The sequence below is a fragment of the Costertonia aggregata genome, assembly GCF_013402795.1.
Taxonomy (GTDB): Bacteria; Bacteroidota; Bacteroidia; order Flavobacteriales; family Flavobacteriaceae; genus Costertonia; species Costertonia aggregata.
Window position 1 is genome coordinate 3142233 of sequence record NZ_CP058595.1, and the last position, 14152, is coordinate 3156384.

Annotated in this window: 11 protein-coding genes; 5 read left to right on the forward strand and 6 right to left on the reverse strand. The window is 42.9% G+C overall.

All coding sequences use genetic code 11. From position 1 onward, the window contains the following. Window positions 1-86: 86 nt before the first annotated feature. The 4 genes from dinB (at window position 87) to HYG79_RS14495 (ending at window position 6612) form a co-directional block, all read left to right on the forward strand. The gene (gene dinB, locus HYG79_RS14480; RefSeq protein ID WP_179242780.1) at window positions 87-1301 is read left to right on the forward strand and encodes a DNA polymerase IV; all 1215 of its coding nucleotides are present in this window, start codon (window positions 87-89) and stop codon (window positions 1299-1301) included. Further along, window positions 1301-4336 carry a DNA polymerase III subunit alpha gene (locus HYG79_RS14485; protein WP_179242781.1) on the forward strand — a complete coding sequence of 1012 codons (3036 nt, stop codon included), beginning with the start codon at window positions 1301-1303 and terminating at the stop codon, window positions 4334-4336. Before dinB ends, HYG79_RS14485 begins: the two co-directional genes overlap by 1 nt. A gap of 262 nt (window positions 4337-4598) precedes the next feature. Then, entirely contained in the window at window positions 4599-5870 is a 1272-nt protein-coding gene (locus HYG79_RS14490; RefSeq protein WP_179242782.1) for a C45 family peptidase, read from the forward strand. Further along, a complete protein-coding gene (locus tag HYG79_RS14495) occupies window positions 5785-6612 on the forward strand; it encodes a helix-turn-helix domain-containing protein (protein ID WP_179242783.1) in 828 nt (275 codons plus the stop codon). The genes HYG79_RS14490 and HYG79_RS14495 overlap by 86 nt, the downstream gene beginning before the upstream one ends. 272 nt (window positions 6613-6884) lie before the next feature. Here HYG79_RS14495 and HYG79_RS14500 read toward each other — a convergent pair whose 3' ends face one another. From HYG79_RS14500 to HYG79_RS14515, 4 genes are all read right to left on the reverse strand, one after another. Beyond that, complete coding sequence (locus HYG79_RS14500) at window positions 6885-7532, reverse strand: SOS response-associated peptidase (RefSeq protein WP_179242784.1); 648 nt, start codon at window positions 7530-7532, stop codon at window positions 6885-6887. A gap of 139 nt (window positions 7533-7671) precedes the next feature. Next, window positions 7672-8121, reverse strand: a complete 450-nt coding sequence (locus tag HYG79_RS14505) for a ferritin-like domain-containing protein (protein ID WP_179242785.1) — start codon at window positions 8119-8121, stop codon at window positions 7672-7674. A 213-nt stretch (window positions 8122-8334) separates the two neighbouring features. Continuing rightward, window positions 8335-8907 (reverse strand): hypothetical protein, encoded by a 573-nt coding sequence (locus tag HYG79_RS14510; RefSeq protein ID WP_179242786.1) that lies wholly within the window; start codon window positions 8905-8907, stop codon window positions 8335-8337. A gap of 19 nt (window positions 8908-8926) precedes the next feature. Next, entirely contained in the window at window positions 8927-9079 is a 153-nt protein-coding gene (locus tag HYG79_RS14515; RefSeq protein ID WP_179242787.1) for a YqaE/Pmp3 family membrane protein, read from the reverse strand. Between the two features lie 223 nt (window positions 9080-9302). Here HYG79_RS14515 and HYG79_RS14520 point away from each other — a divergent pair, with 223 nt between their 5' ends. Next, window positions 9303-9752 (forward strand): MgtC/SapB family protein, encoded by a 450-nt coding sequence (locus HYG79_RS14520; RefSeq protein WP_179242788.1) that lies wholly within the window; start codon window positions 9303-9305, stop codon window positions 9750-9752. A gap of 133 nt (window positions 9753-9885) precedes the next feature. Here HYG79_RS14520 and HYG79_RS14525 read toward each other — a convergent pair whose 3' ends face one another. Both HYG79_RS14525 and ligD read right to left on the reverse strand, forming a co-directional pair. Then, window positions 9886-11574 (reverse strand): hypothetical protein, encoded by a 1689-nt coding sequence (locus HYG79_RS14525; protein ID WP_179242789.1) that lies wholly within the window; start codon window positions 11572-11574, stop codon window positions 9886-9888. A gap of 82 nt (window positions 11575-11656) precedes the next feature. After that, window positions 11657-14074 carry a DNA ligase D gene (gene ligD, locus HYG79_RS14530; RefSeq protein WP_179242790.1) on the reverse strand — a complete coding sequence of 806 codons (2418 nt, stop codon included), beginning with the start codon at window positions 14072-14074 and terminating at the stop codon, window positions 11657-11659. Window positions 14075-14152: the final 78 nt, after the last annotated feature.

The following is a 14152-nucleotide window of genomic DNA, read 5'->3' on the forward strand; positions in this document are numbered from 1 at the left end:
TTAACCCCCGTAATTTTTCGCTTACTAATATAATTCTTTAATGATAAAAATGGAAAAAATCCATATATTTGGATATTTTCCATTTTATGCAAAACTCGATTCTACATTTTGATTTGGATACCTTCTTCGTTTCCTGTGAACGGTTGCTGGACAGCCGTTTACAGAAAAAACCGTTGTTGGTCGGTGGGCTGAGCGACCGGGGCGTAGTGGCGGCCTGTAGTTACGAAACGCGACCGTATGGTATCCGTTCGGGCATGTCGATGAAAATGGCACGTCAACTTTGTCCCGAAGCGGTCTGCATTCGTGGGGATTCCGGGGTGTATAGTAAATATTCCCATTTGGTTACCGAAATCATCAGTAACGAGGTGCCACTATTCGAAAAATCAAGCATCGATGAATTTTACGTGGACTTGACAGGAATGGATCGCTTTTTCGGTAACTATAAGTTCGCCCGCGAATTACGTCACAAAATTATCGAAAATACGGGACTCCCGATTAGTTTCGGACTTTCCCAAAATAAAATCGTTTCAAAAGTCGCTACCGGCGAAGCAAAACCCAATAACGAACTTCAAATTGACGCAGGTCTCGAAAAACCGTTTTTAGCCCCGTTGTCCATTCGAAAAATTCCCATGGTGGGCAAGGCCTCCGCGCAAACCTTAAAAAGTTTGGGCATATTCAAGATTCGAACCCTTCAGGAAATGCCGGCCGAAGTGCTCGTTCGGGTCATGGGGAAAAACGGCGAAACGATTTGGAGACGCGCGCAGGGTATCGACCATGTTCCCGTGGTGCCCTACAACGAACGAAAATCGACTTCTACGGAGCGCACTTATGAAAGAGATACCATCGACATGCAAACCATGAAGGAATCGCTGATTGCCATGGGCGAAAAAATGGCCTACCAATTGCGTATGGACAATCGACTGACGGCCTGTGTAACCTTGCGTATCAAATATTCCGATTTTAAGACCTATACGAAGCAGAAGCGAATACCCTATACAAATTCTGACCATAAAATCATCGCCACCGTCATGGAGCTTTTCAAATCGCTCTACAATCGAAGAATGTTGGTGCGATTGCTTGGGGTAAAGGTTTCCCATTTGGTACAGGGCAGCCATCAAATCGATATGTTCGAGGATGACGAAGCCGTATTGAACCTTTATGCCTCGATGGACCGTATGCGGCAACGTTATGGGCCCGCTGCCGTGATGCGGGCGGCAACGATTGATACAAAATCCATTCGTAGTAACCGGAATCCGTTCAACGGCGAACCGCCGATTGTTTTGGCCCATAGACGACAATAATGTACTTGAACTGTCACACCTACTATTCTTTACGTTATGGCACTTTTTCGGAAATCGAACTTCTGAAAATGGCCAAGACCCATGGTGTGTATTATTTGGCCGTAACCGATATCAACTCCACCACCGCTTGTCTCAATTTTTTAAAGGAGGCAAAAAATTACGACCTGCATCCTGCGGTTGGGGTAGATTTTAGAAACGGGGTAGAACAGCTTTACGTTATCTTGGCCAAAACCAACATGGGTTTTCAGGAAATCAATACGTATTTGTCCAAACATTTGCATGAAAAAAAAGCTTTTCCTATTGAGGCCCCTGAATTGCGGGATACCTATGTAGTTTATCCGTTCCAAAAAATTCTGGAACGAAAGACCGTACAATTGCAAGTTCATGAATTTATCGGTATTTCGCTCTCCGACTTGAGAAAACTCCCCTTTTCAAACTATCGGCACGAGACGAAAAAATTGGTAATTCAACAACCCGTAAGTTTTCGGAACCAGTCCGATTTCAATGCCCATCGGCTGTTACGCACTATTGATTTGAACACACTGTTAAGTAAATTGCCCACCACCGAACAGGGTTCGATATCGCACCGAATGATTCCCATTACCGATTTAAGAACGGCTTATAAAGATTTTCCCTCCTTATGGGAGAATACCGAACGCATCCTATCGAAGTGCAAGGTCGATTTTAAGTTCGACTATGAGAATGAAAACCAGAATCAAGCCGTTTATTTGGAGGACCGCAAAGCAGATTTCCAATTTCTGAAAAAGGAGTGTTTGCGGAAGGTGCGAGAACGCTTTCCGCGCCCCACCAAAGAACTGTACGCTCGTTTGGATAAAGAACTGGAAGCCATCCGCAGTATGGATTTCGTTTCCTATTTTCTGATCAACTATGACATCATCCGCTATGCCAAATCCAAAAATTACCCCTACATCGGTCGGGGTAGTGGCGCCAATTCGCTGGTCGCCTATATTTTGGGCATTACCAATGTGGATCCCATCGAGCTTGACCTTTATTTTGAACGGTTTATCAATGTGTATCGGAGCAGTCCCCCTGATTTCGATATCGACTTTGGTTGGAACGACCGAGAGGATATAACGCGCTATATTTTTGAACGTTTTCCCAATACTGCTTTAATGGGCACGTATGTCACTTTTCAATATCGAGCGGTTGTGCGTGAGCTTGGTAAGGTGTTTGGGTTGCCCAAGGAAGAAATCGATGCGTTTTTAATCGGGCGTAGACTGAAGAACCCAAATCCCGATACGGACGAATATTTAAAACTGATTACTAAATACGGCAAATTAATCCACGGCTTTCCAAATCATTTGAGCGTACATGCCGGGGGAATTTTGATTACCAAAAAACCCATATCCTATTATACGGCGACCTTTATGCCACCGAAGGGTTATCAGACCGTACAGTTCGATATGAACATCGCAGAAAGCGTGGGCATACACAAATTTGATATCCTCAGTCAAACGGGACTTCCGAAAATCAAGCATGCCATTGAAATCATCAAAGAAAATCAGCCGAATGCTGAAATCAAGGATGTTGAGAACTACAAACAGTTTACCCGTGACCCGAATATCAATAACCTCTTAAAAACGGGCGATTGTATTGGGGTGTTCTATGTGGAGAGTCCGGCCATGCGGGTGTTGATGACTAAACTCCGTACCCAGGATTACCTGAATCTTGTGGCCGCAAGTTCCATCATTCGACCGGGTGTCTCCAATGGGGGCATGAAAAACGAATTCATATTGCGGCACCGAAATCCCGAACGCTGCAAGCAGGCACATCCTGTGATGATGGAAATACTGCACGATACGTATGGCGTCATGGTCTATCAGGAAGATGTACTGAAAGTCGCCCATAAATTTGCCGGACTCTCGCTCGCCGAGGCTGATATTTTGAGAAGGGGTATGCGGGGCAAGGTCAGCTCGAAGGGTCAGTTTGAACGCATCGAGCAGAAATTCAAGGATAATTGTGTCAAAAAAGGATATAGCGATCAACTCATCGAAGAAATTTGGGGGCAGGTCAAGGCTTTTGCCGGATATGCCTTTGCGAAAGGCCATAGCGCCTCGTATGCGGTAGAAAGTTATCAAAGTCTGTATTTAAAAAGATATTTTCCGCTGGAATTTATGACCGCTGTGTTAAACAATGGGGGCGGTTTTTATAATGTACAGACCTATATCAACGAAATCAAAAATTGCGGGGGCATTGTGGAACCGCCCTGTATTAACAACAGCGACCATCCAAATTGCATTAAAGGAAAAACGGTGTATTTGGGTTTTGGAATGATAAAATCATTGGAAGACCGAACCGTGCAGCGATTGTTATCCGTTAGGCAAACCAGCGGATTGTTCAAATCTTTGGACGATTTTGTGGACCGGGTCAAGATCAGCCTAGAACAGTTGATGCTTTTAGTGCGATTGGATGCCTTTCGTTTTACGGGCTTGGACAAACACCAGATTGCGTGGCAGGCGCAGTTTAAACTCAAGGCCACAAAACAAGATTACCACGCCCCGGTTTTATTCAGGACCCAACAAAAGTCGTACGCCCTTCCCCAATTTAAGACCAATGCGCTGATCGATGCCTATGACCAAATGGAACTGCTAGGGTATCCGCTGGTGTCCCGATTCGACTTACTTGCCGAACAGATGTCGAGCGATTGCTTGGCTAAAGACCTTCCGTCTCATAATAAAAAGCGGATTGTAATTTATGGCGATTTGGTCACGGCCAAAGGTACTGCGACGAACGATAAACGCTTGATGCATTTTGGTACTTTTCTAGATAAACACGGGGACGTTTTCGACACCGTACATTTTCCGAACGTCTCCGAAAAATATCCGATTATCGCCAAAGGTATTTACAAGATTACGGGAAAGGTTACTGAAGAAATGGAGTATTTCAGCTTAAATGCCGAAAAAGTGGAATTCCAAACTATTTTGCCCGACCCGAGGCAAGTTGATGAGGGGCATAAGACGAGTGGTCAATTAGCAGATAAATTTATTGGAAGCCCTAAAATTATTAACAGTTGAAATTAATATGTTAGAATTATTTCATCTAAATATCATTGCATTTCAATCATTTGCGCACAGCCAAGACTGATGTAGTCAATTTTCAACAGCTGGGAGGTTTACAGTTTAACTGTCACATATCTTGTTATATAACAACCTAAAACACTTGCAAAATACGATAAACATTGAATTGACGGGTAAATGGCGGGTAAAGTACAGCCCAAAAATTTGAGTTTTAAGGTTGGATAAATGAAATTGCCGTTGAATCTTAAATCCATGTATTATGACACCATTAAAATCTTTCGTCGGCACCGCCGCCAACTTCTGTTTATCGCTACTATTCTGTGCTCTGCTTACACCGAATCTTTCACGCGCTTGTACTATCGTAAGCGCCATAGCGAAAAACGGTCATGTGTGGACCGCCAACAATGAAGATGGCCCTTTCGGGGTCGCGAACTTTATCAATGTCTATCCACGTTCTGAATCGGACAAATATGGGTACTACACTATGACTTATTTATCGCCACTATACGGCCAGAGTGGGGCGATTCAAGGAGGAATGAACACTGCCGGACTAAGTTTTGACTTTAATGCCATCCCTTACGTTGCGGATTTCGACCCAAAAAGCAGAAAAGCCTTTCCGCAAGGAAACGACGCGATTCTTCCCCATATCTTGGGAAATATGGAAACGGTGGAACAAGTCATCTCCTTTTTTGAGACCTATTGGTTCGTCGACGGTTTCAGGGATGCGCAGATGCATGTCTCCGACAAGAACGGAAGGTTTGCCATTATCAGCGCTTCCGGTGTGGAATTGGTCGATGAAGGGGAGTTTCTGGTATCCACGAATTTCGATATTTGTGGTAAAGAGAATGGTTCTTCTTGCTGGAGATATCCCATAGCTGTGGAAAAGTTGTCGACCTCAGGTGCCAGTCTCGAGACCATGGAAGCCATCTGCCGGGAAACCACACAAAAGAACGGTGCCACCATGTATTCCAATATCCAAAATCTTAGCACCGGCGATATTTGGTTTTTTTCAAAGCACGATTCAGGAACCCTATTGCGCACGAACCTCAAAACGATGCTTTCCAACGGGAGAAAATCATACACCTTCAGCGACCTAGGATCCTTAAAGGAAGAGCGGCCCGTACGTAACTGGCAAGCACCAAAATTGGCCAAGTTTTCTAAAAATTCGGTAGCAGGATATTTGGGTACTTATGAACATTCCTATATCGGTTCCGTCAATGTTAGGGCGGTGGAAAGTGGAATCGAAGTTTCCTTTATGGACGGTACCAAAGAAACGCTCTATTTGGATAATCGGGGCAATTTTTCCCTTCCCGATTACGACCTTTATATTACATTTGGAACGGACGAAGATTCGGGAAATCCACAAATGAGCCTTTATGAAAAAGGGTTTTGGTCCTTTACCGTAAAAAACCCGATGCCGTTGAACAAAATAGCGATTCCAGAAAATGAAACAGCCCGAACTGGGAAACAGGATATCACAATTGCGAAAGGCCAAGGGTCTTACCCAAGAAGAGCTCGTAGAGCGCTGTAACGTAAGTGTAAGGACGATACAGCGCATCGAGACCGGGGAGGTCAATCCGAGGAGCTATACCGTAAAGACCATCCTCGCGGCACTCGAATCCGACTTCGACGAACTGCATTCGGACAGTTCTTTTTCCAGAAACGTATTGAAAACCTTGAGAGTGTCATGGTTGGCGGGCATCATTTATTTCGTGCTCGGGCTTTTGGAAGGCCCTATGGATATCAACAGAATCGTGATTGGTTCCGAAATTCCTGAGGACGTCATAGCCGACTTTATTCCTATGTTATACTTTAGCCCCTCGCTGTATATAATCATAAAAATCCTGGTGCTTATTTCCTATGTGCTATTTTTAAAAGGGTTCATATCCATCGGCCTTTATACCGGAAATTCTTTATTATCGATAATTTCGAGAACATTGATCGGGGTAATGGGCTTTGCCATTGTCTTTGACCTTCTTTCATTCTTCTATCAGGAATTAGACGGTCTGTTCGTGCAAATGGCGATTGCCCTAGCGCTGGGTGCGCTTAGTATTCTTTTTGGAATCGCACTCGTTAAACTGCGTTCGGGACTGGGCATGATCTGTATTTTTACTGGGGCGATCGAAATTTTGGTAGGGATTCTTTTTCTGTTTTTTCAGCCTATCGGATTGGTCATACAGATGGTGGCCGTTTTATTGGAATTTGTCATCGTCTATCAAACCTCAAAAGCGATAGCGGAAGGTTCGGATATAGCAATTGGTAATTTGGGTTAGTAATTTTTCGGTTATTCTTTCTAGTTAAAGGAAAGTTATTCAAACGTTCATTCAATAATAAATCAATGTAGGTTCGAAAATTAAAAATTATACTAATTGCAAACCATGCCTAAACCCACAACTTTTTTAAACAGAGAACCGTTAACTTTGTAATTTAGAAATTTTGAAGTTTGACACTACCAATTATCCATAGTTTAAAACAAACTCCCTTGCTCGTTAGGTTCCGGATAATCGACTCGTTCCAATACCTTTGGAGTATTTTTTGGCACTCCTTATTTATATAAATCCCTTGTTACGGGATAGCACTCGAACTCGGCCGTTGTAAAACCGACTCTCATCAAGTCTTTCACGTGCAGCTCTTCCAAATCGGGTCTGAGCCATTCCTGTTCAAATTCGGTATCGAGCACTAAGGGCATGCGTTTCTTCTTGTTATGCACTTCCGAAAAAAGTTCGTTCGCCTCAACGGTTATGATGGTAGTGCTATAAAGTCCGTCGTCGATTTCGGAATACAAACCTGCAAAAAAGAAAATCTTATCGGTCTTATAATGGCAGAAATAAGGAAAGGCGGTGCCGTTGGCGTGATGGGGTTCGAAAAATCCGTTGGCCGCAATCAAGCATCGGTTCGTTAATGGAAAATCTTTAAAGGAAGGTTTGTCAAAAATTGATTCGGAACGGGCATTGTTAGTGTAGTTTTTATCTAGAAATTCCGATATATCCCCCTTCATAGCCCATTTTGGTACTAGCCCCCAAGTCGCCGGAACGATTTCACTTGATTTCTGCTGGGGTATGATATAGAGATTTTGATGGTCGAACGCCGATTGAAAATAATAGGGTCGGTATTCCTCCGGAAAGCGAAGTTTCAATTGAATTCTAGCCTCAAGTTCATGGGCTTCTTTGGTTAACGTTGCGGAATAGCACATAGAATACTAATAATAGTTTATACTGATTTCTAATAACATAAATAGTTAATTTAACCAAAAGATTTCAAATTGGAAACTCAAAAAGGTGCCGAAACAACTGCTTCGGCACCTTTTGGAAAATATGAAGTACATGGCACTTTTACGCCAAGTCTTCCATAGATTTTATTTTGTTCAAATCCGTTCTGATTTTTGTCTTTTGCTCTCTAATCAGAGTTGCGATAGAACTGGGAAGATGGGTGTCGTCCAAAACTTCGTCGTATTCTTCAACGGCCGCTTTGTCCCCTCGAATCGCTTCTTCCAACATTGCCTCGTCGTCATCCCCAGAGAAGAATGCTTTCACGTCCATCCAAGCTCTATGGATGCTTCCGGTAAAGCTGCTATCATCATCGATATCATCATAATTGGCGACCATTTCGCGTTTTAGCGCATTGTTAAATTGTGCCCGCTCACTGGCCTTGTTTTCAAAATAGGATTTTAAACTATGGCTATCCGCATTCTCGGCCGCCTTTCGGTAGCCTTTCTCGGCATCTCTATTTTTTTCAAGAATTTCCTCTAATTGATCGACTAAATTGTCATATTTTGTTTCCATGATATGTTTATATTTTTAGATTAATTAATACCGGAATTTAACGATTCGGGTTAGATAGCATTAGCACAAAAAAGATTTATCCTGACCCTAAAAATATATTGAGTAATCGCTCTGGAATCGGCTACTTTTAGTCGTGAGTAAGCCACGGCCTAAAACGGAAAGGTGCCGATAAAAATCCATCGGCACCCTATCAAATAAATCAACTAAAAAATACTACTTTGAGTAAATAACCTCCGCGTCGCGCACATCGGCATCCAAATCGTTCATTGAATTCACATAGCGGTATTGGTTGTTTAAAACATTATCGGCACGTTCCCCGATGATAATATGAACGACATCCAAATCAGGCGCGTTCAATTCGACCTGATCTTGAACCCGCATGGTCTTATCGCCCAAATTAGTTTTCAGCTTATCTAATTTTGATATAACATAAAGCCTTCTATCCGATGCCCTGATTTCTTGAATGTTCAAATCATGTTCGTTTCCGGAAACTTCTGCTTCTACAACGATACTGCGTTCCATTTTATCTTCGCCGGGCATATCGACATCGATAAAGGGCACTTCAACTTCTTCCTCTTCCATGACAACAATAACCTTGGGAACTTCAACGGTCTTGGTCGTGGTACCGACATCAATATCGGCCCAGTTTACATCATATTCGGGAAGTTCGCCTGCATCGGCGGTAACATCTACATCTAATTCGGGCATTTCGCCTTTTTCTTCTTTTTTAACATTGCAACTACTGATCAGGGCAAGTGCCAATAAGGGTATAAATACTTTTTTCATGATTGTGTTTTTAAACTTATTATTGATTTACGATAAATGCATGGATGACTCCTGGCAACCAGGCCAAAAGCGTCAGTAAGATGCTTATGAGCAAGGTGGTGCCGACCCCATGCTTTAAAAATACGGCCAAAGGTGGCAGTAAAATATTCAGGATAATCGTTAAAAGTGACATTGGATATTTGAGTTTTGATTCATTGCAAAAATCGAAAACTCAATCCATAAGGCTTAGCCGTATAAATCAAGATGTTAGCTTGAAACCTAATTTAATCGATTTGAGGAAGGATTGTCAAGGTTATCGAATTAAGAAATATATATTACGCTAAAAATTTAGGGCTAACGGCTTAATTGTAAATAAGGAAATTTTCGAATTTGCATAAAATCAAAAAACGTTGAACATGGAAATTTTGGAATTTGAGACGGGCGAGTTGCTGCCCTTTGCGATACGAGTGATAATCGCAGGTGCGGGGGGAATGTTAATTGGTTTTGAACGGGATGTTAAGGGAAAGACTGCCGGAATTCGAACGAGCATTTTGGTAGCCATGGGTGCGGCAGTGTTTGTGCTAATGTCATTGCATTTGGGACAAAGTCCAGAAGCTGATTATATGCGGGTTATTGGTCAGGTCGTATCGGGAATCGGTTTTTTGGGTGCCGGGGCAATTCTGCAAAACAAGAATAAAATAAAGGGCATTGCCACTGCTGCGACCATTTGGTGCAGTGCCGGGATTGGGTGTTTGGCAGCGGCATCATTGTTTTCGCAATTGGCGGTTTTCGTCATTCTGGTCGTTATAGTCAATATAACCTTCGGGATTATCAGTATAGGAAAAAAGAAGGATCATTTCAATTAAAAGAAAAAAAGCTACCAAATTCGCAAGTCGCTAAAAAAATTAGGGCCAGAGCAAAATAATTCCACCCCCAAAAAATTCGGTCAGGTGTACCCGAACAATCCGAAGGCGGATTAAAATTCCTACTCCAATCAATTTAAAATGAGACCAAACTTCCGCCAATGGCTGCTAAGCCTGAAAGCAGTGCCGTGATGACCAACCACCACGCGGCAGAAGCTGCGGTCTTACGGGAATGCTCTGCCTGAATTACGGCCTTGCGCTTTACGTTCTCAAGTCTTTTTGAAATTTCGGCCTGTATCTTGCCCATTCTTTCGGTAGTATCGGTCTTGGCCTTTTCAAACTGGTCAACGACCTTATCAAGATTTTCTGCAGAAATGTACCTGTTGTTCGTTAATAAGGCCCTAACTGTATTCCTATCCATTTTATCCAATCGGGAACGGAGAATGGAAAGGCTTTGCTTCGGATCGTTCCAAATCCGCTGAAAATCCGACCGCAGGGCATCATAACGAATTTCCGGTCTTTCGGTAGAATCGAAAAAGTCGCGTACCCGGTTTTCAATCTCCTTGGTAAGATTACCATTGGTCTTTTCATGATAAGTTGCCCGTGCAGCGTTGAGCTGTTGCTCGACGGTATCGGCATAACTTTCAATTTTACTTCGATCCAAATTGGTATTTTTATCTAGATAATTCACTATGGATTCTCGATCCAACTCCTTGATTTTGGTTTGAAGAAATGCCTTGGCCGCAGTCGGGTTCTGGATTAGTTCGTTGATTTTGGTTTTAACCGATTTCAGGGCAAGCCCCTCATCATTGGAAGTGGACAGATAATTTTGAATGGTACTTAAGTGTTGCTCGACAGTTTCTTTATCTGCCTTACTGAATGTGGCCATAATTTCGGCAATTCCCTGTGCGGGAGTATCGCTCTCGGCATACTTTTGACGGGCGCTTTTCAATGCCTGCTTCAATTGTGCCGCTTTTTGCTTTCCCTTATCAGTTTTATCACTGTTATCAATAGCCTTGGACAGCACTTGCTGAATAGCCATCCACTTACCAGTTGAATTTTTACTTTTTGATTTGTTGGCTATGCTCTCAAGGTCATTAACCAAATCACTATAATCAGGCAACTTTTTTTCGGCCCGCTCGAAAAAGCTATTGATAGTTTCGTTGATCTTCGTAGTGTCGATAGCATCGTCAAACTCGTTTCTAATGTTGGAAATCTTATTCGATATAACCGTTTCCAGCTTTTTCTGTTCAGAGGGCGCAAAAGCATTTTTGACCATATCCGCCGAAGACCTAAGTCCGGACATCGCCGTATTAATCAATCCGCCGATAACTGTATTGGCAAATTTAAATTCCAGATAAAACAGCACGATAAAGAAAATGGCCCAAACCACCAAGCCCAAAGCAATAGCGATACCGTCATAGTTAAAAAGGCTCAACCGGATGGCGATGGCCGTGGCCGCAAATAAAGAAATGCATGTGGTCAAAATACTCCAGACCCCGAAACCGGTCGTGATCTTTACCCCCAGATTGGTACCAGCGGAATAATTTTGATCAAATTCGTAATCGTCCTTTATCTCCTCGGTTTTTGAAGCGTTAAAACCCAAACGATTATTTATGTAAATTTCGCGTACATCGCCGATAGCGGTAATTCCGATGGCTACGGAAAGTGCGGTCAAGATTAATTGAAAAACCAATGCCAACAGTACGCCCGCCAAAATCGCGATAAAGAATTTTGGGGTAAAGTCGGCATCGGCAAAATAGTTCAGATCCTGCACCAAGGGAAGTGGAACAGTTTTCAGATTCATATGTGTAATTATATTCATGACATGATTATTTAGATTAGTAAATGTGCTACTGCAATTTGAGCAATAATGATGTCATTCATTAATCCTAAAAATGGTATTGTTAACCTAATTCCTTTAAGTTTTCAAGGCAAGATTCCATATTAATCGATTCGGTTAAGAGCGGTTGAAAGAGATCCCATAACCTCTCTAATCGTTGAATCATATTTTTCATCTTGAATTCCTGAGCGGAAAATTTACCGTCTAGTTCGCTCCATTCGATGGGCATGCTCAAAGGAGCGCCTGCCAAGGGTCGCACCGAATACACAGAAGCAACGGTATGGCCTTTGCGATTTTGTAGGTAATCGAGATAGATTTTACCCTCCCTCTTTTTTATCCGCCGTTCCAAGGTGCTGATTCTTGGAAGTCTTTGCTGTACGAAATAGCAGAGCAATTTTATAAAATTGCGAACTTCTTCATAGGTGTATTTCGCTCCCATTGGAATGTAAATATGTAGCCCTTTCGAACCGGAGGTTTTGCAGTAGCCTTGAATCTCAGCGATATCCATCACGGATTTAAATTCTTTCGCGATCCGAACAACATTCTTGAATTTCATTCCTTCGGGTGGATCTAGGTCGATAATACCATAATCCGGAAAATCGAGTTTACCGACCCGTGAATTCCAAGGGTTGATTTCAATGCAGCCCAAATTGGCCATATAAATCAGCGAGGCCGTATTTTGGCATAGTAGGTATTCGATATCTCGCTCCGAGGATTTTGAATAGAGGGTAAAGGTTTGCATCCATTCCGGCACGTTTTCATTGTCCTTTTGGTAGAAACCTTCTTCTAGAATGCCATTCGGATGGCGGTGCAGGCTCTGCGGCCGATCGAACAGATGTGGTAAGATAAACTTGGAGACTTGCAGGTAGTAATCGATGAGGTCGTATTTGGTCAGCCCCGAATCTGGCCAATACACTTTCTCGATATTCGTTATGGAGACGGGCAACCCATCTATTTCGATTATCTCTCTTGATGGCAAGCTTTTCCTTTGCAATCTTTTGGGGACGGAATCCGCCTCTTGAACCGGCGCGTTGAGCAATCGTTCAAAAACGGGATTCCGTAGCAAGCCGTTTTTGGTCCGTTCGGAAAAATTTACTTCACAGGACAATGTGGGCACCATCCAATTCGGTTTACGGCCTTTAAGGGGCAACTTTTTTCCAAACGGATTTTCATCCCTTCGATAAGGTTCAAATTGGCGCAATAGCTCTTTTCGTCGATTCTCTGAAAACCCGGATCCACAATTTCCGATATAAGTGAATTCATCATTCACACGAACCCCCAAAATCAAGGAACCGAATGCAACACCACCGCCAACGGAATCCGTATAGCCACAGATTAGTGCGTCGAGGCTGTCAACGGACTTGATTTTGAGCCATTTTTCTGTGCGTGTGGCGAGCGTGTAGGTCGAATCTTTAAGTTTGGCCATGACGCCTTCCATGCCCGCATCGATGGCTTTTTGATAGAGTGCCGCACCCATCCCCTCGATATGGTCGCAATATTTCGTAAGTTCCAACCCTTGGATAACTTCGGGAATTAAGCTTTTTCTATCGGTCAATGGTAGATCAAGCATGCTTATCCCGTTCAGATAAATCATATCGAAGACATATAAGCGAAGAACTCCCATCGAATCGGGATAATTCTGTAATTCCCCAAACTGCGATACGCCCGATTCATCCAATATTACTACCTCCCCGTCCAAGATGCATTCATGTTCAATGGATTCCAATTCCTTCGCAAGTTTCGGAAATTTAGTGTTCAAATTAATACCGTTACGCAACTGCAACAACACACCTTTGTCGGAAATATGGGCCAATACCCGATACCCGTCCCATTTCAGTTCATACAACCAATCAGGGTCATTGAAAATTTCCTTGGTTGAAGATGCGAGCATGGGCTGTAGAATCGTATTGGGCTGTATAGTTTTTGGATATTGTTTTGTTTTAGGATCGGATGATGGCCCTAAAGCTTCGGCATTATATAACGAATCTGTAGAGAAGGCATCTTTTTTTTTGATGAGCAGCCAGCTTTCCTTACCGTTTCGCATGCCGGTTTTGACCAACGCGAAATTTCCTTTGATAAATTTTCCGTGAAATATTAATTTTAGATTTCCTTTGGCGAGTTGTTCATGGGCAGGCATATCCATTTCGGTGCGGTCGATTTCAAAAGTCCCGGAATCCCAAATGATTATTTCTCCCGCCCCATAATTCCCTTTCGTTATCGTTCCGTGAAAATGCAAATATTTTATGGGATGATCTTCGGTACGAACGGCCAATCGCTTGTCGTTGGGGTTCATCGATGGCCCTTTCGGTATCGCCCAGCTCTTCAAGGTTCCATTGATTTCGAGCCGCAAATCATAATGCAAGGCCCTGGCTTGATGCCGTTGGATAACAAATCGTTGTACGTTAACCTCTGAAGGAGTTTCCCCTTTTGGCTCTGGGGTCTTTGCAAAATCGCGCTTTTCGTTATATTCCTTTAAGTTCATTCAATCGATAATCATTTTAGCCCATGCCATTTGGCATACTTCGCACTTCCAATCTCATATTTCATACCTCGTACCTCG

Excerpts from the sequence above, each read along its gene's own strand:
- dinB (WP_179242780.1), top strand. The coding sequence starts at position 87 with ATGCAAAACTCGATTCTACATTTTGATTTGGATACCTTCTTCGTTTCC.
- HYG79_RS14485 (WP_179242781.1), top strand. The coding sequence starts at position 1,301 with ATGTACTTGAACTGTCACACCTACTATTCTTTACGTTATGGCACTTTT.
- HYG79_RS14490 (WP_179242782.1), top strand. The coding sequence starts at position 4,599 with ATGACACCATTAAAATCTTTCGTCGGCACCGCCGCCAACTTCTGTTTA.
- HYG79_RS14495 (WP_179242783.1), top strand. The coding sequence starts at position 5,785 with ATGAAACAGCCCGAACTGGGAAACAGGATATCACAATTGCGAAAGGCC.
- HYG79_RS14500 (WP_179242784.1), bottom strand. The coding sequence starts at position 7,532 with ATGTGCTATTCCGCAACGTTAACCAAAGAAGCCCATGAACTTGAGGCT.
- HYG79_RS14505 (WP_179242785.1), bottom strand. The coding sequence starts at position 8,121 with ATGGAAACAAAATATGACAATTTAGTCGATCAATTAGAGGAAATTCTT.
- HYG79_RS14510 (WP_179242786.1), bottom strand. The coding sequence starts at position 8,907 with ATGAAAAAAGTATTTATACCCTTATTGGCACTTGCCCTGATCAGTAGT.
- HYG79_RS14515 (WP_179242787.1), bottom strand. The coding sequence starts at position 9,079 with ATGTCACTTTTAACGATTATCCTGAATATTTTACTGCCACCTTTGGCC.
- HYG79_RS14520 (WP_179242788.1), top strand. The coding sequence starts at position 9,303 with ATGGAAATTTTGGAATTTGAGACGGGCGAGTTGCTGCCCTTTGCGATA.
- HYG79_RS14525 (WP_179242789.1), bottom strand. The coding sequence starts at position 11,574 with ATGAATATAATTACACATATGAATCTGAAAACTGTTCCACTTCCCTTG.
- ligD (WP_179242790.1), bottom strand. The coding sequence starts at position 14,074 with ATGAACTTAAAGGAATATAACGAAAAGCGCGATTTTGCAAAGACCCCA.